Origin of the sequence: Pigmentiphaga aceris, assembly GCF_008119665.1 — a bacterium.
Lineage (GTDB): Bacteria > Pseudomonadota > Gammaproteobacteria > Burkholderiales > Burkholderiaceae_B > Pigmentiphaga > Pigmentiphaga aceris.
The window spans coordinates 5,080,796-5,101,505 of record NZ_CP043046.1 but is presented as its reverse complement, the minus strand read 5'-3'; the positions used below and the strand labels follow the sequence as shown (position 1 = coordinate 5,101,505).

The 20,710-nt window shown below is 60.5% G+C and carries 15 protein-coding genes; 8 read left to right on the top strand and 7 right to left on the bottom strand.

The window, feature by feature from the left end:
* Window positions 1-2: 2 nt before the first annotated feature.
* Window positions 3-2,003 carry a hydantoinase B/oxoprolinase family protein gene (locus FXN63_RS21990; RefSeq protein WP_148817565.1) on the top strand — a complete coding sequence of 667 codons (2,001 nt, stop codon included), beginning with the start codon at window positions 3-5 and terminating at the stop codon, window positions 2,001-2,003.
* A gap of 188 nt (window positions 2,004-2,191) precedes the next feature.
* A complete protein-coding gene (locus FXN63_RS21985; protein WP_148819678.1) occupies window positions 2,192-3,523 on the top strand; it encodes an NAD(P)/FAD-dependent oxidoreductase in 1,332 nt (443 codons plus the stop codon).
* A 297-nt stretch (window positions 3,524-3,820) separates the two neighbouring features.
* Here FXN63_RS21985 and FXN63_RS21980 read toward each other — a convergent pair whose 3' ends face one another.
* The 4 genes from FXN63_RS21980 to FXN63_RS21965 are packed head-to-tail and all read right to left on the bottom strand — an operon-like array spanning window position 3,821 to window position 8,113.
* Window positions 3,821-4,918 (bottom strand): VWA domain-containing protein, encoded by a 1,098-nt coding sequence (locus FXN63_RS21980; RefSeq protein WP_148817563.1) that lies wholly within the window; start codon window positions 4,916-4,918, stop codon window positions 3,821-3,823.
* On the bottom strand, window positions 4,915-6,066 hold the full coding sequence (locus tag FXN63_RS21975; RefSeq protein WP_148817562.1) for a DUF58 domain-containing protein: 1,152 nt from the start codon (window positions 6,064-6,066) through the stop codon (window positions 4,915-4,917). The genes FXN63_RS21980 and FXN63_RS21975 overlap by 4 nt, the downstream gene beginning before the upstream one ends.
* Window positions 6,044-7,057 (bottom strand): AAA family ATPase, encoded by a 1,014-nt coding sequence (locus FXN63_RS21970; protein WP_148817560.1) that lies wholly within the window; start codon window positions 7,055-7,057, stop codon window positions 6,044-6,046. Before FXN63_RS21970 ends, FXN63_RS21975 begins: the two co-directional genes overlap by 23 nt.
* A 12-nt stretch (window positions 7,058-7,069) precedes the next feature.
* Entirely contained in the window at window positions 7,070-8,113 is a 1,044-nt protein-coding gene (locus tag FXN63_RS21965; RefSeq protein ID WP_425468746.1) for a S1C family serine protease, read from the bottom strand.
* Window positions 8,114-8,249: 136 nt separating this feature from the next.
* On the opposite strand from FXN63_RS21965, the gene FXN63_RS21960 reads away from it, so the two are divergent.
* The 6 genes from FXN63_RS21960 (at window position 8,250) to FXN63_RS21935 (ending at window position 16,998) form a co-directional block, all read left to right on the top strand.
* Window positions 8,250-9,314 (top strand): VWA domain-containing protein, encoded by a 1,065-nt coding sequence (locus tag FXN63_RS21960; protein ID WP_148817556.1) that lies wholly within the window; start codon window positions 8,250-8,252, stop codon window positions 9,312-9,314.
* 97 nt (window positions 9,315-9,411) lie between these two features.
* The gene (gene corA / locus FXN63_RS21955; RefSeq protein WP_148817554.1) at window positions 9,412-10,389 is read left to right on the top strand and encodes a magnesium/cobalt transporter CorA; all 978 of its coding nucleotides are present in this window, start codon (window positions 9,412-9,414) and stop codon (window positions 10,387-10,389) included.
* A gap of 144 nt (window positions 10,390-10,533) precedes the next feature.
* Complete coding sequence (locus FXN63_RS21950) at window positions 10,534-11,661, top strand: MBL fold metallo-hydrolase (RefSeq protein WP_148817552.1); 1,128 nt, start codon at window positions 10,534-10,536, stop codon at window positions 11,659-11,661.
* A 113-nt stretch (window positions 11,662-11,774) separates the two neighbouring features.
* Window positions 11,775-14,240 (top strand): YwqG family protein, encoded by a 2,466-nt coding sequence (locus FXN63_RS21945; protein WP_148817550.1) that lies wholly within the window; start codon window positions 11,775-11,777, stop codon window positions 14,238-14,240.
* Window positions 14,241-14,373: 133 nt separating this feature from the next.
* Entirely contained in the window at window positions 14,374-16,452 is a 2,079-nt protein-coding gene (locus FXN63_RS21940; protein WP_187394980.1) for an ankyrin repeat domain-containing protein, read from the top strand.
* Window positions 16,453-16,533: 81 nt separating this feature from the next.
* Entirely contained in the window at window positions 16,534-16,998 is a 465-nt protein-coding gene (locus FXN63_RS21935; protein WP_148817546.1) for a hypothetical protein, read from the top strand.
* Between the two features lie 77 nt (window positions 16,999-17,075).
* On the opposite strand, the gene FXN63_RS21930 is transcribed toward FXN63_RS21935, so the two are convergent.
* The 3 genes from FXN63_RS21930 to FXN63_RS21920 are packed head-to-tail and all read right to left on the bottom strand — an operon-like array spanning window position 17,076 to window position 20,694.
* Window positions 17,076-18,701 carry a GMC family oxidoreductase gene (locus tag FXN63_RS21930; RefSeq protein ID WP_148817544.1) on the bottom strand — a complete coding sequence of 542 codons (1,626 nt, stop codon included), beginning with the start codon at window positions 18,699-18,701 and terminating at the stop codon, window positions 17,076-17,078.
* Entirely contained in the window at window positions 18,701-19,267 is a 567-nt protein-coding gene (locus FXN63_RS21925) for a sugar dehydrogenase complex small subunit (protein ID WP_148817542.1), read from the bottom strand. Before FXN63_RS21925 ends, FXN63_RS21930 begins: the two co-directional genes overlap by 1 nt.
* On the bottom strand, window positions 19,267-20,694 hold the full coding sequence (locus FXN63_RS21920) for a cytochrome c (RefSeq protein ID WP_148817540.1): 1,428 nt from the start codon (window positions 20,692-20,694) through the stop codon (window positions 19,267-19,269). Before FXN63_RS21920 ends, FXN63_RS21925 begins: the two co-directional genes overlap by 1 nt.
* Window positions 20,695-20,710: the final 16 nt, after the last annotated feature.

The window sequence follows — 20,710 nt, the reverse complement described above, 5'->3', positions numbered from 1 at the left end:
TAATGAGTTTCGATAAATCTACCCTGCAGATCTTCGCCAATTATTGCGTGGCAGCCGCCGAGAGCATGGCCTACACCTTGATCCGAACCGCCCATTCGGCATTCGTCAAGGAAACGGAAGATTTCTCGTGCACGCTGATGACGCCCGAAGGGCTGACGTTTGCATCGCCGAAAACGCTGGGGGCAACCTGGTATCCCGGTCTGGATTTTGGTTCGGTGATCGAGATGACCGGACCTTTCGAGCCGGGCGACATCGGCATGACCAATGATGCTTACAGCGGCTATGTCGCCACGCACACGCCTGACATCATGATGTGGAAGCCGGTCTTCCATCAGGGCAAGCTGATGTGCTTTGTGGGTGGACACATCCACAATACCGACATGGGCGGAGCGGTGCCCGCATCGCTGTCGCGGACCCTGACCGAAATTCAGCAAGAGGGCATTCGTTTCCCGCCGACCAAGATCATGCGTGGTGGCGTGCTGAATGAAGAACTGGTCCGTCTGATGGAAATCAACGTGCGGGCACCGGAACAGAATCGTGGTGATTTGAACGCACAGATTGCAATGTTGATGACCGGTGAGCGCCGCATACTGGAAATCATCGAACGCTTCGGTCCTGATGCTTTCAGCGAGGGTATTCAAGCGCTGCTGAATTACTCCGAGGAGCAGGCGCGGACGATGGTGTCGGAAATTCCCGATGGGGACTATCCGTTCGCTGAATACGCTGATGAAGACTCGGCCAACGGGAAGCCGCTGCGCGTGATGCTGACGCTCCGGGTGCGCGGCAGCGAGCTTGAGTTCGACTTCACCGGCAGCGATCCACAGCTGAACTCATCGCTGAATATGCCGACGGGCGGCAAAGAGCGCCATGTGCTTGCGCTGGTGGGGCTTAACTATGTGCTCTACACGCTGAATCCCGACCTCCTGCTCAATGCGGGCATGCTGCGCGTGGCACGCTGTGTTTTGCCTGAGGGCACGGTGGTGAACCCGACGGCCCCGGCTGCGGTAGGGATGCGAAGCCTGACCTGCAAGGTAGTTCAGTACGCCACCATCGGTGCGTTCTCTCGTGCTGTGCCGGAACTGATGCCCGCGTCGCCAGCGGGCGGGATGAGCATCGTCAACGTGCGCACCACGTCGTCGGACGGGCACAGCTTCATCGCTGCGCTCGGGCCTGTCGGCGGCGGTGCGGGTGGTGCAGCCGATGGCGATGGCTCCGAGGCGTCGGGCGCGATCGTGGCTTTCCTTCGCAATACTCCGGTCGAGATCAATGAGGCCGAAGTTCCCATCCAGATCACGCGCTATGGCCTGGTGCCCGGCAGTGCAGGCGCGGGGAAGTTCCGCGGCGGGTTGGGCACAGTGATGGAGTTCAAGGTGTCGGCACCGAATTCCATCGTGACTGCCCGCAATCGTGACAAGTCCCGATTCGGGTCGTGGGGCGTGCTCGGCGGCAAGGCGGGTGCTGTGTCCCGGTTCACGCGCAATCCGGGAACGGCGGGTGAAGAAGACCTGGGCGTGAGCGATCTGATCAACTGCCAGCCGGGCGATGTGGTGCGCCTGGAGGGTTGTGGTGGAGGCGGTTACGGGCATGCATTCGAGCGTGAGCCTGAAAGCGTGTTGCGCGACGTCCAGTGCGGCTATGTGTCAGTCGCGCAAGCCGAGGATGCATATCAGGTCGTAATCGTCGATGGCAAGATCGACGTGGAGCGTACTCGTGCGCTTCGCGCACAGGCCTCCGCATCCGTGCCCGACAAGGTTCCGCATTTCGACTATGGTCCCGGGCGAGATGCTTTCGAGCGTACTTGGACCACCGAGCGCTACCAGACACTGACTTCGGTGCTGGCGTCGGTGCCGCCTAACTGGCGTCATTTCCTGAAGCACAAGATCTTCAATGAATTGGATGTGATGGAAAAGAACGGCACCGTGCCGGACTCTGGCGATGTGGTCAAGACCATCTTCGACACGCTGCGCAAGCAATATGCGCAATTGCAGGCCAAAGTGAGTTGATATTGGGCCGGAGCAAGGTCGGCCGGGCAGTCACATCGATTAAGGCGTCCTCGCTTTAATCGCATTCAGTTTGTCGAGATTTCCTCCTGCCGGCATTCTTTTGCCGGCAGCGGGGATTGCTGCGTCCTTGCTTCGTGAGCGTCTCGATAGGCGTGTTCGTCGTTAAGCGAAATATTGCCAATCCGAAAATGAAACAACCATTATTGAAAATCGATACTGATGCCACATTGCCTTCCCGGGTAGACGTTGCAGTAATCGGTGGTGGTGCGGCAGGTGTCGCAACGGCATACGAGTTGGCCAAGCTAGGAAAAAGGGTAGGGGTATTCGAAAAGGGCCGTATTGCCGCCGAGCAAAGCAGCAGAAACTGGGGGTGGTGCCGAACCTTGGGCCGGGACGTTCGTGAACTGAGCATGGCTAAACTCAGTGTGCAACGGTGGTCCCAGTTATCTTCGGAAATTGGCGCAGACGTCGGATTCAGGGCTCCGGGAATCACGTTTGTCACCCGAAGCGAATCCGAGTTGGCAGGTTGGAAAACGTGGTTCGACTTTGCTCAGCGCTCCGGTGTGGCGTGCGAAATGTTATCGAAAGAACAGGCAAATCAGCGCTATGCAGGCACGGGAGAGCCCTGGATTGGCGGTGTGCGAACCTTGAATGATGGCTACGCAGACCCGTCATGTGCGATTCCGCTGCTGGCGCAATATGCAGCAACGCAAGGTGTTTCCATCCTTCAGAACTGTGCTGTCAATGACCTGTATTTCGAGGCAGGCCGCCTGGCAGGGATTGAAACAGAGAATGGGTTGGTGCGTGCAGAATGTGTGGTGTTGGCAGGCGGGGCATGGTCATCGCTTTTCTGCCTGAAACAGAAAATTGTTCTGCCTACGTTGAACATACATTCATCTGCGTCCAGAACGCGCGATGACACCACGCTGCCATTTCGCGGCGCGCTGAAAGCACCGGAGTTCGCGGTGCGTGAGAGATCGGACGGGGGTTATATCCTGGCCAAAAGTGGCCGTGGCACGGCGCATATCATCCCCAACAGCCTTCGTTATGGCATGCGTTTCAAAGGGCTGATCGCAAGCCGGCGAAAAAATCTAAATATTCGGCTGGGCAAGGAATTCCTGCGACAGCTGTGGATGGAAATCTCGTATCTCCATCTGGGGCGCTCTCCATTCGTCAATAATCGAATTCTTGACCCTGTGCCAGACATGTCCTTAGTGCGTTCAGCTTACGAAGAAGCCGAAAAGATTTTCCCTGAGCTGGGTCCTGACAAGCTGGACATCGCCTGGGGCGGGGCCATCGACAACACGCCAGATGGCATACCCGTGGTGTCGCCCTGCGAAGGGGTGCCTGGGTTATATCTTTGTACCGGGTTCAGCGGGCATGGGTTCAGCAGTTCAACGGGCGCAGGGGTAATGCTTGCCCAGCTCATTCACACCGGCCGGCTCTCCGAGGAATTGAAGCACTTGTCGCATCGACGTTTTCTGTCTGGCGAAGTGCTGGCACCAAACATTATTTATTGAATTTCAATCGATTAGCGCGACGAATCTGCCGAATCGCGTCTGCACGTGAAATCGAAGTTCGCTCAAGCGTCTTGGCCGGTGGTGAGTGCCCTAATGACCGGGTGTGCCAGCCGTGTTCGGAGGCGGGCAGATCACTACTCAAATGCGCCACCAGGCTCAGTAGTATGAAGAACGCGGCATAGTCTGATTTACGCCATTGCAAGCTTGCCAGAATGAACGCAGCCGGCTCTGCCTGACAGCAGTGCCGGTTGATGTTTTCTGCTGGGTTAATCGCTGTACCTGGCTTTGCCCTGCGTTCTACATCACACGCCCGAACCACAGCATCGACAACATCCCCGCGCACACCGCCAGCAACGCACCCAACGCAGCAAAGAGCGCAGTGATCTCCACCTGGTCGCGCTTGTCGAATGCCAGTCTGGCGTTCAGCGCCTGGTAGACCTTCTTCAATTCGGCTGCGTCTTCAAGACGGAAATATTCGGCACCGGTGGTGTCGGCAACCGCTTTCAATATTTTCTCGTCCAGCTTCACGCGGGCCGACATACCGTCCACTTTCAACACCACACCTTCCGTCGTGCCCACACCCACGGTGTAGATACGCACGCCGTTGGACGCAGCCAGTTGCGCCGCCTTCATGGCCTCGGGGCCGGCGTTGCTTTCACCGTCTGAGAACAGCACGACGGCACCTGCTTTGTAGTCGCCTGGTGCAACCGGCGTTTCGCTGCCGAGTGGCGGGGCAGCGCCTGGAACTGGCGTGGCAGGACTGGCGGGTGCGGCGAGCTTTTTCGGCGCGTTGTCTTCGTTCATCAGTTTTGCTGCGTCGGCACTCAGCTTTGGCAGCAAGGTGGTGATCGCAATCAACAGCCCATTGCCCAAGGCGGTGCCGCCCTGGGGTTGCAGGCGGTCGATGGCTTTCATGACATCGTCTTTCTTGCGGCTGGGGGCCTGTGCCACCGCTGCGGTGCCGGCCAGTGCCACCACGCCGACACTCACACCTGCGGGCTGCGCATCCAGCAAGACCTTCGCTGCCTGTTGCGCGGCACGCAGGCGGCTGGGTGCCACGTCTTCTGCACGCATGCTGCCCGACAGGTCCAGCGCCAGCACCACCGTTTCGATGCGGGACGGCAGCATCAACACAGCCTGCGGACGGGCGATGGCGACGATCAACGTGGTCAGCGCTAACAGGAACAGCGCGGGTGCCACATGACGCCGCCACGGTGCACCGGGTTTGATGCCCAGGCCCACGGTCTTGAGCGCAGGGTGGTGCGCCCTGACGCGCTGCCTGCGTCTGTCCAGCCACACGTAAGAAGTGCCCAGCAGCACGACGAACACAAGCAGCCACAGCATCGTGGGCCACACGAAGCTGAAGGCGGGCAGTCGGTTCAGCGCGTCGTTCATGCTGTCCCTTTGGCGGTTCCGGTTTTATGGCTGGTGCGCTGGCCCGCAGATGTGATGTGTGCGTTGGCTGCGGGATCAGGCTTGGTCTTGTGTTGGCTAGCTCCTTGTTGGCCGACTGCTTGTTGTTCGACTCCTGGTTTCCCGCTCCCTTGCTGGCGACGACGGTGTGCAAAGTTCAACAACGCAAGGTCCAGGCGCGTATCGGTCGACAGGTTCAGACAGGCCACACCGGTTTGTGCAAAGACGCGTGCCAAGTCGGTCTCGCGTGTTTTGGCGGCGGCAGTAAAGCGTTCGCGAAACGCCGGATCATGGGTGTCCACAAACATCTGCTCGCCGGTCTCTGCGTCCTGCAAGACCACCAGGCCCAGATCGGGCAAGGTGTGTTCCAGCGGATCGGTCAGCCGCACGGCAACCACATCATGGCGACGGGCCAGCATGCCCAGCGAGGCTTCCCAGCCCGGCGCACTGATGAAGTCAGACACCACGAACACCACCGATCGCCGTTTCGCGACGGCACGCGCGCGTTCAAGCAAGTCGCGCAGGTTGGTGTCGCTGGGTGACACCGCCGGGGTGCCGTGCATGCGGGTGATCAGATGCAGCAAATGCCGACGCCCCGAGCGCGCCGGCACTACCGATGCGCTTACCTTGTCATCACCCCCGTACAGCACCGCACCCACCCGGTTGCCGTAGCGCGTCAGCAGTTGCGCCATGACGGTGGTGAAGTCCCACAGCAAGGCGCGTTTGGTCACTGTGCCCGAGCCGAAATCGATCGAGCCACTCAGGTCCAGCAAGAACCACGCAGACACTTCGCGGTCTTCCTGGAATTCGCGCACGTAAGGCGTCTGAAGCCGAGCCGTGACGTTCCAGTCGATGTGCCGCACGTCGTCGCCCGGCTGGTATTCGCGCAGGTCGGCCAGGTCCAGCCCGAAGCCCCGGAACAGGGTGCGATAGTCTCCTTGCAGCAAGCCGTCCAATCGCCGCACGACGGTCCATTCCAGACGGCGCAGCAAGGCCTCGGCATGGCTGGCGTTGACGCTTGCCAATGCGCCGCCCGCAAACGGGCCGGTCGTTGGCATACTGCCCGCCGCTGCTGCGACCGGCAAGGCGTCAGCAGTGCGCCGACGCTTAGACAGCAGCCGCCCGAACATGGGACTCCAGGGGGCGTTCTGGTGGTGGCAGGGTTTTCAGAATGCGGGCAATCAGCTGGTCGGCGGTCACGCCGTCTGACATGGCTTCATACGACAGCGCCAGCCGGTGGCGCAGTACATCGGGCACCAGATCGATCACGTCTTCGGGTAAGGCGTAATGTCTGCCGCGCAGGAAGGCCAGTGCACGTCCGCCTTCGATCAGGCCGATGGTGGCTCGCGGGCTGGCACCGAAGGTCACGTAGCGATCCAGGTCGGGCAAGCCGTAGCTGCCAGGCTTGCGGGTGGCAGCCACCACACGTACCGCGTATTGGATCAGGCCCGGATCGACGTACACCTTGCGGCATTGCTCCTGCAGTTCCGCCAAGAGTTCCGGGGTGGCGATTGCACCCACATTGATGCGCGGCCCGGTGACACGATTGACGATGACAACTTCTTCGTCTTCGCTCGGGTAGCCCACGATCACCTTCATCATGAAGCGATCGACCTGCGCCTCGGGCAAGGGGTAGGTGCCTTCGGTCTCGATGGGATTCTGTGTGGCCATCACCAGGAAGGGTGTAGGCACCTTGTGGGTTTCGCCCGCAATGGTCACCTGCCGTTCCTGCATCACTTCGAGCAAGGCGCTTTGCACCTTGGCAGGGGCACGGTTGATTTCGTCGGCCAGCAGCAAATTGGCAAACACCGGCCCGCGCACGGTAGAAAATTCACCCGTACCCTGGTTGTACATGCGCGTGCCGACCAAGTCCGCGGGCAGTAAGTCCGGCGTGAACTGAATACGCTTGAACGATCCGCTCATGGTCTTGGCCAGGGTGTTCACCGTCAGTGTCTTGGCCAGGCCCGGCACCCCCTCCACCAACAAGTGGCCACCGGCAAGCATGGCCACCAACACCCGTTCAAGAAAGTGGTCCTGCCCGACCACCACCCGTTTCACCTCATACAGCAGGCGTTCCATCAAATTGGCGCTGTCCATCGCGCCCCTGGCAAGATCGTTCATACGCCTCCGGGGTCAGAAAGGGGAAGATCCGAGGGAACTGCCGGCGCTCTCGATGGTGGTGGCAAAGCCAATGCCCACGAAGGTGCCGCTTTTATTGGGATTGAGGATGGCGGTGACGATGCCCACCACCTCGCCGTTCATGTTCACCAGCGGTCCACCCGAATTGCCTGGGTTCGCGGCGGCGTCGAACTGGATGAGCCTGTCGAGGTTTTCATTGCTGTCGGGCGACACGAATTCACGGTCCAGCCCGGACACCACGCCGGCAGATACCGACGGTCCGATGCCGAAGGGGAAGCCCACCGCGACCACTTCGCTGCCGGGCGCGAGGTCGCGGCTGGAGCCTAGCGTGGCGGCGGGCAAATCGTCGGGAAGCGACGTGGCTTGAATGATGGCCAGATCTTTCTGCGGAATGACCTGCAACACCTTGGCTTCCGATACGTGGCCATCATGGAAGCGGACTTGCAAACGGCGAGCGCCAGCGATCACGTGAAAATTGGTGATGATGACACCCGTCTCGGTCACCACCACGCCCGATCCGATATTGCTTGCCTCACGCTTTGCTTCCGGGGCATTTTCCGATTTGTCCGCTGCGTCGGGTTTGGTCTTGTCGGTCGGGTCCCTGACATCAGCCGGGTCCTTTCGATCGGACGGGCTGCCAGCGGCGATGCCGTCGCGCGGGGCAGGGGATGCCGGGGTGGAGTCGGCGGGATTGGTCGGGGGCGTGGTGGGTGGTGTAGCGGGTGTTGTAGTGGGTGGTGCGGCAGGGGCACCACCAGGGGGAACATCGGGCGGAGAGACAGGCGGAACCGCAGGCGTTGCGCCGGGCGGTACCGGCGTCTGATCGCCCTTGCCTTCGGTTTCAGGCGTGTCCGCGTCCTCGGACTTTGCCAACAATGGAAAACTACGGATCTCGACCACGGATTCGCGTACCGCCTCGGCCGCTCTGGCGGTGCGCGAAGGCAGGCTTTTGGTCTGTAGCGTGTTCAGGACCGCGTTGTCGATGTCCTTCTGCGTGAGCGGCCGAAGCGTAGGCTGCATCAGCCACGCGCTGGTCATGCCTGCGGCGAAGACCAGCACGACTGCTGCCGAGACACATCCGTAGATCGTCACTCGTTTCATTGTCGCCACCGAGGTCTCGTCCAGCCGTGGAATTAAAGTACCATCGTCTTACCCACGCGCCAAGGAGCAGGGCATGCAGTTTCTGTGGCCGCACATGCTTTGGTTGTTGCTTGCACTCCCACTGCTGGCAGCTGCGTACCTGTATCTGATCTCCCGGCGCAAGAAAGCCGCCCTGCTTTACGCCAGCCTGGCGCTTCCCCGAGCCGCCCTCGGCCCCGGCCAGCGGTTCAGGCGTCACATCCCCCCAGCCCTGTTCCTGCTTGCGCTTGCTGCCGCCTTGCTGGCCTGCGCCCGCCCCAGCGCCACCGTTACCTTGCCTGCCGATACGCTGACCCTGGTGCTGGCCATGGACACCTCACGCAGCATGATGGCAACCGACGTGCCGCCGTCGCGCATCGTGGCCGCACAAGCGGCCGCGCGCGACCTGATCGTGGGCCTGCCGTCCAGCGTGCGACTGGGCATCGTGTCGTTTGCCGGCACGACGGCCGTGGTGCAAAGTCCGACCGACAGTCGACAGGACATGCTCGACGCACTCGACCGTTTCGAGCTTCAGCGCGGCACGGCGACTGGAAGCGGACTGATTCAATCCCTGGCGGTGTTGTTTCCCGACGATGGCATCGACCTGGAAGCGATCCTGTTCGGCAGCGTCTCGCCGCGTGCCGGCCGCCCAGCCACCTCGCTCGACCAGCGCGAGGCGGCTGACGCCATACGCAAACGGGAACAGGAGCGCCAGCCGGTACAGCCTGGCTCTTATCGTCACGGCGCAATCATTCTGTTGAGCGATGGTCGTCGCACTGCTGGCCCCGATCCCGCAGATGCGGCACGCATGGCCGCTCAGCGAGGCGTACGCGTCTACACCGTTGGATTCGGCTCAGCCCAGAGCGGGGCGGGGGATGAATCCGGCATGGGGTATTACATGCAGTTGGACGAACCCGCGTTGCGCGGAGTTGCCACGATTACTGGCGGCGAATATTTCCAGGCCGGATCGGCCGCCGATCTGAGCCAGGTATACCGTCAACTTACCGCCCGCTTCGCGCTGGAGCGCCGGGAAACCGAGGTCAGTGCGCTGTTTTCGGCGGCAGCGGTACTGCTGCTGGTGGCGGCATGTGCGCTGTCGATGCTGTGGTTTCGGCGTTGACCATGTGGGGTTAATCCGACATCTGCACCCCTGGTCACCCTGCGCTGAAGCGTGGCAGTATCGCAGCCATTCTTAAAGCGTCAAAGCGGACCGTGTCATGCTGATCAACTGCGTTGCCTACGAAAACGGCCAGAAACTCGCCGACATTTCCACCGACGAAATCAGCGACTACATTGCGCGACCGGGTTGTTTCGTCTGGGTGGCGCTGAGCGACGCGACACCGGAAGAACTCGACCACATGAAGGAAGAGTTCGACCTGCATGAACTGGCGGTGGAAGACGCACACCACGGCCATCAGCGTCCCAAGATCGAGCGCTATGGCGATTCGCTGTTCGTGGTCATGCAGCTGGTTGAAGTCATGAAAGACGGCAGTGGTGATCTCAACGTAGGTGAAGTCGATGTGTTCGTCGGACGCAGCTATGTGCTGTCCGTGCGTAACCGCAGCAGCCAGGGATTCCTGGGCGTGCGTGAACGCTGCGAGCGTGAACCGCACCTGCTCAGCAATGGTTCCGGCTTTGTGCTGTACGCGCTGATGGACGCGGTGGTCGATCGTTATTTCCCGGTCATCGACGCCTTGGAAGACGAGCTTGATGCCATCGAGCAGCAGATATTCGAGCAAGCCGGTTCGGCCGGCACGATGATCAAGCGTCTGTACAACCTGAAGCGTCGCGCGCTGGTGCTCAAGCATGCGGTTGCGCCGCTGCTGGAAGCTGCTTCCAAGCTGAACGGCGGGCGTGTGCCGGACGTCTGTGTCGGTTCGCAGGAATACTTCCGCGACGTGGTCGACCACTTGGATCGCATCAATGCCTCCATCGATGGCATGCGCGACACGATCGGCAGTGCCATGCAGGTGAACCTGTCGATGGTCACCATCGAGGAAAGTGAAGTCACCAAGCGCCTGGCGTCGTGGGCCGCCATTTTTGCAGTGTGCACGGCGTTCGCTGGCATCTGGGGCATGAACTTCGACACCATGCCCGAGCTGAAATGGCGTTATGGGTACCCGGTGGCCTTGCTGCTGATGGCCAGTGTCTGCGGCTATCTGTATTACCGCTTCCGGCGCAAAGGATGGCTGTGAACGTGTGGGGTTGAATCGCAGCTTGCATGGCAATTGATGAGTGCCGCTCATCATTGCATGCACTTTTCTGACCTTATGCTGAACGCGCTTTCCTTCTACGATCGCTGCCTGAAGATCGTCTATGGACAGCTTGAATGAATCAGCATGAATAAACGACTGCGCCGCGCGGGCCTGTCGATCCTGGGTCTGGCCGCAGCGCTTGTCGTCGGTGGCTTTGCCTATCTGCAGCATCCCAAATTCGGCAGCTTGCCGTCTGGGGCACGCTTGCAAGCCATCGAGCGCTCGCCCAATTATCGGGACGGGATTTTCCAGAACCTGAGCGATACGCCGATGCGCACGCAGGAAAGCCGTGGTTTCGCGGCAAACCTGTGGTCGATGCTGGTCGACCGCAACCCGAACCTGAAGCCACCGGTACCCTTGCCCGCCACCCGTGTCGACCTGAAAGCGCTGGCGTTGCAGGACGACGTGGTGGTGTGGCTGGGCCACTCGTCTTACTACGTGCAGTTGGGCGGCAAGAAAATTCTGATCGATCCGGTGTTCAGCATCAGCGCGGCACCGATTGCGTGGGCCAACGATGCATTCGCCGGCTCCACGCCATACACCGCCGACGATATGCCAGCCGTCGACTACCTGCTGATCACGCACGACCACTGGGATCACCTGGACTACCCGAGCATCAAGGCCTTGCTGCCCAAGGTGGGGCAGGTCGTGACCGGCCTTGGCATGGGGCAATATTTCGAGCAGTGGGGGTATCCGCTGGATCGTGTGCTCGAACGCGATTGGAACAGCTCCGTAGGTGAAGCCGACTCACTTCGCGTTCATGTGCTGCCTGCCCGTCATTACTCTGGCCGCATGCTGACCCGGCACAAGACGCTGTGGGTCGCGTTTGCGCTGGAATCCCCGCAGCGCAAGCTGTTCTTCAGTGGTGACAGCGGCTACGGCCCGCACTTCCGCGAGATTGGTGAGCGCTTTGGTGGCTTCGATCTGGTGGCCTTGGACAGTGGGCAGTACGACAGGCGCTGGGCCAATATCCACATGTTCCCGGAGCAAGCGGCCCAGGCAGCGGAAGACTTGCGCACCAAGGCTTTGCTGCCTGCCCACATCGGCCGCTTCAGTATCGCTGCCCACGATTGGGACGAACCATTCAAACGGATTACGGCGGCGGCCAATGGCAGACCTTATCGTCTGCTGACACCGGGCATCGGCGCTCCAGTTCGGGTTGGAGATGAAACACAAAGCTTCTCGCCGTGGTGGAGCAAGCTTGGGTCGTGAGAGATGCGGCGGCAGGCGCGGGCTGCGTGCCCGCCGCAAGCAATGGTTACGGTATGCGCGCAAAGGATGTGTTGATATCGCCGGGGTACTAATTCCGGCGAGGGCAGCGCACCATGAATAAGGTCAAGACCGACACGTTCTCCATCGACATTCCAGACATCTTCGAGTCCGTGCGGCCCATTTTGCAGTCGGTGCGCGCCCAGCATGCGCTGAACGACGATATGGTTACCTTGACCGTCGGTGTTGCCAACAATTCTCTGTTGAAGAAAAAGCGCGGTGCCGATCTGGGCGAGCGTTTTCGCACATGGTGTCTTGACCGGCGCGGCCCGTCTGAGCTGACCGAAGCGTATAGCTTTTCAGTGGACGATCGTGTTGCCCATGTGGTCACCGTCGAGGCAGAAACCGGATACGCCTTCTACTTTGCGATGGTCGAGGCCGACGAGGGCTATCACTATGAGTTGACCGGTGATTGTCTGGTCGGCCAGGAAGATGAATATTTCCCGGTGTTCGAGCAGGTCTTGCGCAGTTTCCGGGGTTTTGGCGATGTGGCCGCTGCCTTGGCTGAGCAGCAGCAGGGGCTGAAGACACTCATGTCGGGCCAGCGCAAGCAGAAGCCCGCACCGGAACCTGAACCCAGCCCCGCAGCACCATTCGTCGTACCTGCGGACGGCAAGGAATACCTGGTGGTGGGCGGGCATGCTTTTACCTATCTGCCCGAGACCGAATACACCATCCCTGCTGGCTTTGACACCGGCAGCGAACTTTCCATCGATCTGAAAGCGCGCATTGACGCCCCCGATGCTGCCCCGCAGATTTTGAACGACTACGAAGACGGCCAGATCTACCTGCGATTCTCGGTCAAAGGGATTTACCACGCAGGGATACCGACAGGGCGATTCACCTTTGAGAACGACCGCGATCCTACCTATCTTGCCTACCTCTGGAAGGGCGGTTTTCAGTACAGCTTGAACCTGTATGGGGAACTGGTGCTGGAAGATGGCTGGGTCGGATTTTCCGGTTACTTCCAGGGCAGCGAGCCGACTGAGCGCCATGTGGTGCAGTTTGCCAAACGCCTGCCGCTGGACACCTTTGATTGGACGCAATACTGCTTCAGAACGCTGGACGAGCTGTACAGCGCGCCGGTTGATTTGCCACGGCATCTGCAAGTGACCAAGCTGGGCATGGCCGAATTGCCCCAGGCGCTTTTCCAGTACACCGCGCTTGAATCCCTGAGCATTGCCTGCCAGGCCGAGGTCGGCTCGCCCCAAGCCCTGCAGGAAATTCCTGACGACATTGCGCGCCTGCAGAACCTGAAGTACTTGGCGTTCACCAGCATCACCGGCGTCAAGCAGATTCCTGCTGCGCTGGCTGAGCTGCGCGGGTTGCAGAAGCTATATCTGACATTGAGTCAGATCACGTCGATCCCGGAAGCAGTGCTGGCCTTGCCCGAGCTTGAATACTGCGTGCTGTCGCACAATCACCTGGCGCATTTGCCGGCGCACATCACGCCAAGCCTGAGAAGCCTGTCGGTCGATGACAACCAGCTTGCCACACTGCCCGAGGTACTTGCGGAGCTGCCCGCGCTGAAATACCTGAACATCAAACGCAACCCTTTGGTGTCTCTGCCGGCGGGTCTGGCAAACATTGAAGACCTGGCGCTGGAACTGGAGAAGAAGCAGACCCTGCTGGATTACCGCTACCCGGGTGCAGACGGCCAAGGGACGATACCGTTCGACAACGATGTCTTCCTGGCTCGTCATGATCCGGCCTTGCTCGCGCAGCTTGATGCGGTGCTGGCCGATGAGGCTTGGGAGCCTTACCGCGAGGCGATCCGCGATCTGGCGCTGCGCACCATCGCACTGGAAACCACCGAACCCGACGACTACAGCGATACCGGCAACACGCGTTTCGGTGGCTTGCCCGACTTGCCTGCCAACGTCGACTATCCAACCTTCGCCAATTACCAGGGCGAGACCAAAGGCTTCCAGTTCATCGCCCAGTTGAACTGCGCCGACCTGGCTGCGCACCAGGCATACCTGCCCCGATCGGGCACTTTGTACTTCTTCATTTCCGGGCAGGAAAGCATCCAGGCGCATGTCATTCACGTCGATGGCGATAACTCCTTGCGTTCGGCAAGCGAGCTGTCCATCGACGAAGATTTCATCGATGCCGATGACGGCATCTATCCACCTTTCCGCGTGGCGGCAGCCCCTTGGGTGAGTGTTCCGTCGTTCTATTCAACCGAGTCTTTTGCACTGGCAGGCGGCGTGCTGGACCCGCTGGAAGAAGAGTACGAACTGACCGAAGGCCTGACCCACAACCTTGAAAAAGCATCACCAGTCGAGCCCACGCATGGCGTGAATTCCTATGTGTTCATGCAACACGACACGCCGCAGATCGAGGCTGCGAATGCGTTGAAAGGTAAGGCCGAGGACTTCATGGTGTTGCTGCGCGTGTCGTCCGATCGCAAGCCGGGTTTTTGCTTCTGGGATGCCGGTGAAATTTTCTTTGTGATCCACAAGAGCGACTTGGCGCGTGGTGATTTTTCCAATGTGTATTGCGGACTGGAAAGCAGCTGATTCGCGCAACTGCGAGGCACGCAAAATGACCTTGATGACCATTGCAAACAGTCAGCGTCGTGTGTTGCTTCAGTTGGCTGCCGGTTTGGTGCTGACCGGCGGCCTGTCCGCATGTTCAAGGAGTACACCTCGTATGACCGACGCCCAATGGGATGAACTGAAAGCCAACTTGCGCTGGATGGAAGGCATTGCCAAAAAAGGCGGTTGGCGACTGACCCCGCTCTCCATTGCCCCGCCTGCATCGGGCGGCGAATTGCTGAGCTTGCAGGCGGCAATGGGCAAGCCTTTGCCACCGCAGTTGCGCGCACTGCTGGAACGGTCTTCCTGCGTGACCTTTGGCTGGAGCATCCCGTCGGTGCAGCATCCGTTGGAGCAACTTGAGTTGCCCACCGGCAGCGCGAACTACAACGCGGTCTGGGACATTGACCACATTCGCAGCCAGGCGGTGCCGGGCTTCCGGGGATGGGTGGGCTCCTTACAGCGAGAAGACCTCGCCAGTCTTGCGGGGCGGCCGGCAAAGTGGGATCAGCAGTTTCCGTTCTACAGCCTGGTCAACGGTGACATGGTCACCATCGATGTGTCCAAGGAAGACGGCCCGCAGCCGGTTCGTTATTTCAGTCACGAGCTGGACATGCTGCACGGCATGGAGATCGCCCCGGATCTGTTCACCTTCGTGACCGAGATGTCGCGCCTGGGCATGGGTGGCACCGAGTGGGCATCATGGATGCCGTTCGGGCGTGCGGACGGCGACACCTACTATCTGCGCGCAGACAGCGAAGGCGGAAAACGTTGGCGGGCATGGCTGGAAAGAGACCCGGCCGACGTGGGCCCCGATGAACCACCGCCCAGCATCGTGGCTGAGACGCAGGCCGAGCGCGACTTGCTGCACGCCGCACGTGCTGATGACTTGCCTGGCGTTGAACGTGCGATTGCTGCTGGTCCACGACTGGACGTGGTCAACGACACCGACTGGTTCTTCGAGAACCAGACCTGGGATGAGGAATTCTGCACCGCCCTGAACTACGCTGTCCGGCACGACAACCTGCCGATGATCCAGCTGCTGGTGAACAAGGGTGCCACCATCAACACCCGTCGCCTGCCCATGGACGATGCGGTGCAGCTGGGCTCCTTGGAAACCGTGCGATGGCTGATCGAGAAAGGCTCGCGCGTCAACGGCTGGAAGGCGCAGCGACACTGGCCGCTGCACTTGTTGGTCGAGCAGCGTTACCGCAGCGTGGCCCCGAGCAAGGCCGAGCTTGAGCAGCGCATCCGTGCCGAGCAGGAGAGATCAGATGCCCGTTCTCAATCCAAAGTGCTTTCCAGCGCGGACATGATCCAGATGCGCGAAGAAATGCGCGCATCCGAAATCAAGCATCTGACGGATCGTTACGCCAGCCCCGCCACCTACGAGGGCATGCTGGACGCCTTGTTGAAGGCAGGTGCCGAGCCCGATGCGCGCTGGGACAACAGCACGACCATTCTGATGCGCGCCGACATGGTTGCCGCAGAGTATCTGCTGCGCTACGGGGCGGACATCCATGCGCAGGACAGTGCCGGCTATACGGTGCTGCACTATGCGCGTTCTGCCGAGTTGATCCGTTTGTTCGCAGCGCATGGCGCAGACGTGAATATGCTGGCGGTATCGCGGGGCCGAGAAGCGGGTGAGTACGGTTACACCCCCCTGCAAGGGGCGTTGTTGACGGCAGGTTACACCTCGATGGAAACGGTACTGGCCTTGTTGGAAGTCGGGGCCGACCCGCTGATTCGCAGCGCCGACGGCTTGAATTCGCTGTTCTTCTGCAGCCGTATAGAACCGTTCGATCTGATGATGTCGAAAGGATTGGACCCGCTGGAAAAAGCCCCGGGTGGCATGACCTTGCTGCACCACCGGATGTCGCAGTCGCCACCCCGAACCATCTTCCCCGAGGAAGTGGCTTTCATGGACCGACTGCTGGGCTTGGGCATTCCCATCAACGTGCTGGATGACCAGGGACGCACGCCCTTGCATCTGGCGGCAGACCGGGCCGTGTTCCCGGCTGATGTCGACCTGCTGGTGGCGCGTGGGGCAGACCGGACCATTCGCGACAAAGCAGGCAAATTGCCGGTGGATTACGCTGAGTTTGCCGAGCCGGAAATTCGACGTGCGTTGATGCCGGATGGAATGAAAGGCAAGGAAGGTACAGAAGGCCGCAAGAAGGCAGACAAGCAATGACGACGCGCCCTGCAATGGCTGGGCAGCGCGGATGAGCAGGACAGATATGCAGAACGCATTCCAAGCACAGGAGAACGAACGATGAAACACCGCTTTTTACTGGGCACTGCGGCCTGCGTGATGGCGCTTGGCGCGGCTGTGCCCGCGATGGCGCAATCCGATCTGGAAGTACGTGAGAATGCCGACGCCTATAGCGCCAGCGTATGCCCCGACTACAGCAAGGACGTGAGCATGCCGATGCTGCGTGGCGTTCCCGTGGGTGCGCTGCGTGTGCTGGCGCAGCGTGGCATCGTGCTGTGCCAGTCTCCGCAGCTCACTGCCGATGCGCCGGTTGTCTGGTACGGGCAGTACGGGGTCTATGCGTGGAATCCGTACATCGATGGTGCCGCCACCCAGCTGGTCGCGGTCATCGACAACATGACCCGCAACGAATCCTTCCCGGTGCAGATGATGATCTGGGATACGAATGGTGTACGGCTTACCGGGCGCACGGTCCCGGCGTTCCAGCTTCGCCCGGGTGCGCGTCTGCGAGTGCAGTCTCGCTGAACTGCGGCGTCAGATGAAAAACGCCCCCGGTGCGGAATCTTCCGAACCGGGGGCGTTCTCTCAACATCTGGTGACGCTCAGACTTCCTTGAGCATCACCGCTGCGGTACGCAAGGTGACCGCAGCGCCCGTCAGCGTCGGGTTCACACAGCCCATGGCCGGCATGATGTTGGTGCCCACCATGAACAGGTTCGGATGGTCGTGCGCACGGCCGTCCTTGTCCACCACCGAGGTCTTCGGATCGGCACCCATGATGGTCGTGCCCATGATGTGCTGGCGATCCTGCGGGTTGGTGTCCATCTTCTGGATCTGACCGTTGATCAGGCTCGCCATCTTGGTCAGGTCCTTGACCGCAAAGTCACGGCCGGCCTTCCAGTAGTCGTTCACGCTGTAGTAGATTTCCGGCAACGGAATGCCCAGCGCATCTTTCTTGGTCTTGCTGGGCGTGACGCGATTCTGCGGCAGCGGATCGGTCTCGAAGTCCACCGCGAAATTCAGTGAACGTGCGGCCTGCCGACGAATTTCCGCATCGAGCTTCGAGCCGTAGATGCCCTTGTCCATCAGACCGGCAGCGATGCCCGAGCTGGCCACGGTGTTGCGCAGCTTGGTCTTGTAGCTGGGGATGTCCTTGCGGAACTCGCCGTCGCGGTAGTTCATGTAGACCAGCAGTTCGGTCGGTCCCTGGCCGGGCCACAGGTTCTCGGATGCCATCACATTCATGGCGATGCCGGTGTGGCCCATCAGGTTGCGGCCGACCTGGTCCGACGAGTTGGCGATGCCGTTCGGATACTTCTCCGAGGTCGACATCAACAGCAGTTTCGGGCTTTCGATGCCGTAGGCCGCCAGCACGAAATAGCGGGCGGTCATGCGGTGGTCGGTGCCGTCCGGCGACTTGTAGCGCACGGCGGTGATCTTGCCCTGGTCGTCGGCCTCGATCTTGTAGACCACGGCGTTGTCGAACACGCGTGCGCCATGACGTTCTGCTTCATCCACGTGGCGGGTGCCGTCGTACTTGGCACCGCTGGGACAGACCGGGTTGCAGTTGTTGTTGCCCGAGCACAGCGGGCGATCCTTGTACGCCGCAGTCGCACGACCGTTGGGTTCGTAGATCGGGTTGTAGCCACCGACCAGCAACTGTTCGGCCAAGCGCTGCTGGAAGTAAGGGATCGGCAAGCCTTTCATGGGGAAGGGCTTGGAGCGCGGCGGCGATGCCTCGCCACCATGACCGCTTTCGTCCTGGCCGTCCATGCCGGATACGCCCAGTTCTTCTTCGGCTTCGCAGTAGTAGGGTTCCAGTTCCTCATAAGTCATGGGCCAGTCGCGGCCGTGACCGTACAAGGTGGCGATCTTGAAGTCGTTCGGGATCATGCGCCACAGGGCCGAGCCGAAGTGCCAGGTGGTACCGCCAACTACCCGCAGGTATTTGGTGGGGTAGGACACGGGGCCGGTCTGCTGCAGATAGTCGCCGTAGGTCGACGGAATGTGCGGCGGGTTGGGGAAGGGCGAGCCCGCGCCTTGCAGCTTGATGTTGGTCAGCGACAGCTTGACCGGGGCGTTGCGGAAGACCTCGACGATCTCGGCGCGGGTCACACGCGGGCCGGCTTCAAGAATCGTGACGGACTTGCCCGCCTTGGCCATGCGCGCTGCAATCAGCGCACCCATCACGCCGGAACCAATTACCAGTACGTCTGTGTCGTATGCCATTACTTTTCAACCATCACAATTGACTCAACCGGCTTGGGACCCCAGCTGTCCGGGCCACGTCCGTAGGTCGGCACCACCAGCACGTCACGCGTGGGGTCGTACATGAACGCCTCTTCGTAGGCGAACAGCTCGGCTTTTTCGTCGTCACCCACCACACCCAGGTACATCGCACGGACGATGTCTTTGGCCTGCTTGTCCAGGCCTTTGTCCACGTCTTGCAAACCCAGGTAGGCGTCCATGTGGGCAAGTTGCTTGTCTGCCACCAGGGTGTTGATCGACGCGACCGTCTTGTCGATATCGGGCATGCGCTTTTTCAACGCTTCGTAGGCCCGTGTTGCCATCGTGGCGTTCACTGACTTCGACGTCAGGAAGCTCGATGCCTTCTGGAACGCCGCTACTGCTGCGGGTACATCGGCGGAAGTTGCCGGCGCGGCTGCGATGGCCTGCATGACGGGCATCGGCGCAAATGCAGCCACGACGCCCCAGGTGATGCTGCCTTTGACCAGCAGGCGACGCTGCGGGTCTTGCACCGGGTCGACCGGCATGTCTTGTTCAAGATGATTCATCACATTGCCTTGTTGTTCGAGCGTCGGCGACGGGACACCAAGATAGCGAGCACGATCAGCACCAGGACGATCACTGCTGCGGGTACACCGATCCGGGCTGCAGCCACCAGAGGCGATTCCGGGCCGCCTTGGCGGGCCACTTCAATCTGTTTGGGCGTGACCTTCTGCTGCGGGTTACCGAAGCTGGTCAATACATAGTTGCTCACGTCGGCGATCTGCTGATCGCTCAGGCGTTCGGTGTAGGACGCCTGCGGGCCAAAGCCGGGCATCTCGATGTCGTCCTTGCCGTCGATCTTGCGATGCACGCCATACAGAATGGTGGCGATCAGGTTGTCGGGCGTGAACGCACCCGTGGTGGTGTTGTTGAACAGGGACGGGTAGGACTTCGTGCCCTCGCCCTTGGTGCCATGGCAAGCCGCGCAGGTGGCCGAATACACCTTCCAGCCCGGATCGACGTTGAGCACCGCATTACCGCGCATGGCAGTCTCGGTAGACGCCGCCTGGCCAAAGGTGTAGCGCGCCTGCTGGTCGCCAACCGCCAGCGGTTTGGTCTGCTTCAGGTAGGCCACGATGGCGTTCAAGTCGCCGTCGGTCAGGTATTGCAGGCTGTGTTCCACCGCTTCGGCCATTGGGCCGGCGGCCTGCGCCTTGCCGGCCACGTGGCCGGTGCGCAAATAGGCGTACAGCTCTGCGTCGGCCCAGCCGCCGATACCGGCAGCCTTGTGCGAACTGATGTTTGGCGCGAACCAGGCACCGAGTGCCGCACCTGCAAACGGATTCGACTTGTCTTCACCCATCAATAAGGTACGTGGTGTATGGCATTCGGCGCAGTGGGCCAATGCATTCACCAGATAATTACCGCGATTGATCAGTTCCGAATCCTGTGGATTGGACACAAACGGTTTGGCATTGCTGTAAATGGCATTCCAACCGGCCATCGACGTGCGAACGCTGAACGGGAACGGCAGTTTCGTCTGCTGGGTCGGTGCGACATCCACAGGTTTTACCTGCGTCATGAAATAGTCGTATAACGCGCTGATGTCCTGATCGGTCATCTGGCCATAAGAGGTATATGGCATGGCCGGATACAGATGGTGGCCGTCCTTGGCCACGCCTTCCCGTACAGCGCGCGCAAACTCTTCTTTGGTATAGCTGCCAATACCGTATTGCTTCGACGGGGTAATGTTGGTCGACCAGATCACGCCCATCGGGGATTCAATCGGATATCCCCCGGCGTAGGGTGCACCACCCTTGGCGGTATGACAGGCCACGCAGTCCGCAGCGGTGGAAATGTACTTTCCGCTCAATATCCGCTGCTGGTCGTCGGGTGACGGTTGTGCTGGCGATGCCGCATTGGCCAACGGGCTTAGCAATACCGCAAACAACAGACAGGAATATTCGAGAATCTTCCGTTTGGACTTCCACATGGACAGGCAACCAGTA

Excerpts from the sequence above, each read along its gene's own strand:
- FXN63_RS21945 (WP_148817550.1), top strand. The coding sequence starts at position 11,775 with ATGAATAAGGTCAAGACCGACACGTTCTCCATCGACATTCCAGACATC.
- FXN63_RS21965 (WP_425468746.1), bottom strand. The coding sequence starts at position 8,113 with ATGACCAGCGCGTGGCTGATGCAGCCTACGCTTCGGCCGCTCACGCAG.
- FXN63_RS21950 (WP_148817552.1), top strand. The coding sequence starts at position 10,534 with ATGAATAAACGACTGCGCCGCGCGGGCCTGTCGATCCTGGGTCTGGCC.
- FXN63_RS21925 (WP_148817542.1), bottom strand. The coding sequence starts at position 19,267 with ATGAATCATCTTGAACAAGACATGCCGGTCGACCCGGTGCAAGACCCG.
- FXN63_RS21975 (WP_148817562.1), bottom strand. The coding sequence starts at position 6,066 with ATGTTCGGGCGGCTGCTGTCTAAGCGTCGGCGCACTGCTGACGCCTTG.
- FXN63_RS21985 (WP_148819678.1), top strand. The coding sequence starts at position 2,192 with ATGAAACAACCATTATTGAAAATCGATACTGATGCCACATTGCCTTCC.
- FXN63_RS21940 (WP_187394980.1), top strand. The coding sequence starts at position 14,374 with ATGACCGACGCCCAATGGGATGAACTGAAAGCCAACTTGCGCTGGATG.
- FXN63_RS21980 (WP_148817563.1), bottom strand. The coding sequence starts at position 4,918 with ATGAACGACGCGCTGAACCGACTGCCCGCCTTCAGCTTCGTGTGGCCC.
- FXN63_RS21970 (WP_148817560.1), bottom strand. The coding sequence starts at position 7,057 with ATGAACGATCTTGCCAGGGGCGCGATGGACAGCGCCAATTTGATGGAA.
- FXN63_RS21935 (WP_148817546.1), top strand. The coding sequence starts at position 16,534 with ATGAAACACCGCTTTTTACTGGGCACTGCGGCCTGCGTGATGGCGCTT.
- FXN63_RS21990 (WP_148817565.1), top strand. The coding sequence starts at position 3 with ATGAGTTTCGATAAATCTACCCTGCAGATCTTCGCCAATTATTGCGTG.
- FXN63_RS21920 (WP_148817540.1), bottom strand. The coding sequence starts at position 20,694 with ATGTGGAAGTCCAAACGGAAGATTCTCGAATATTCCTGTCTGTTGTTT.
- FXN63_RS21960 (WP_148817556.1), top strand. The coding sequence starts at position 8,250 with ATGCAGTTTCTGTGGCCGCACATGCTTTGGTTGTTGCTTGCACTCCCA.
- FXN63_RS21930 (WP_148817544.1), bottom strand. The coding sequence starts at position 18,701 with ATGGCATACGACACAGACGTACTGGTAATTGGTTCCGGCGTGATGGGT.
- corA (WP_148817554.1), top strand. The coding sequence starts at position 9,412 with ATGCTGATCAACTGCGTTGCCTACGAAAACGGCCAGAAACTCGCCGAC.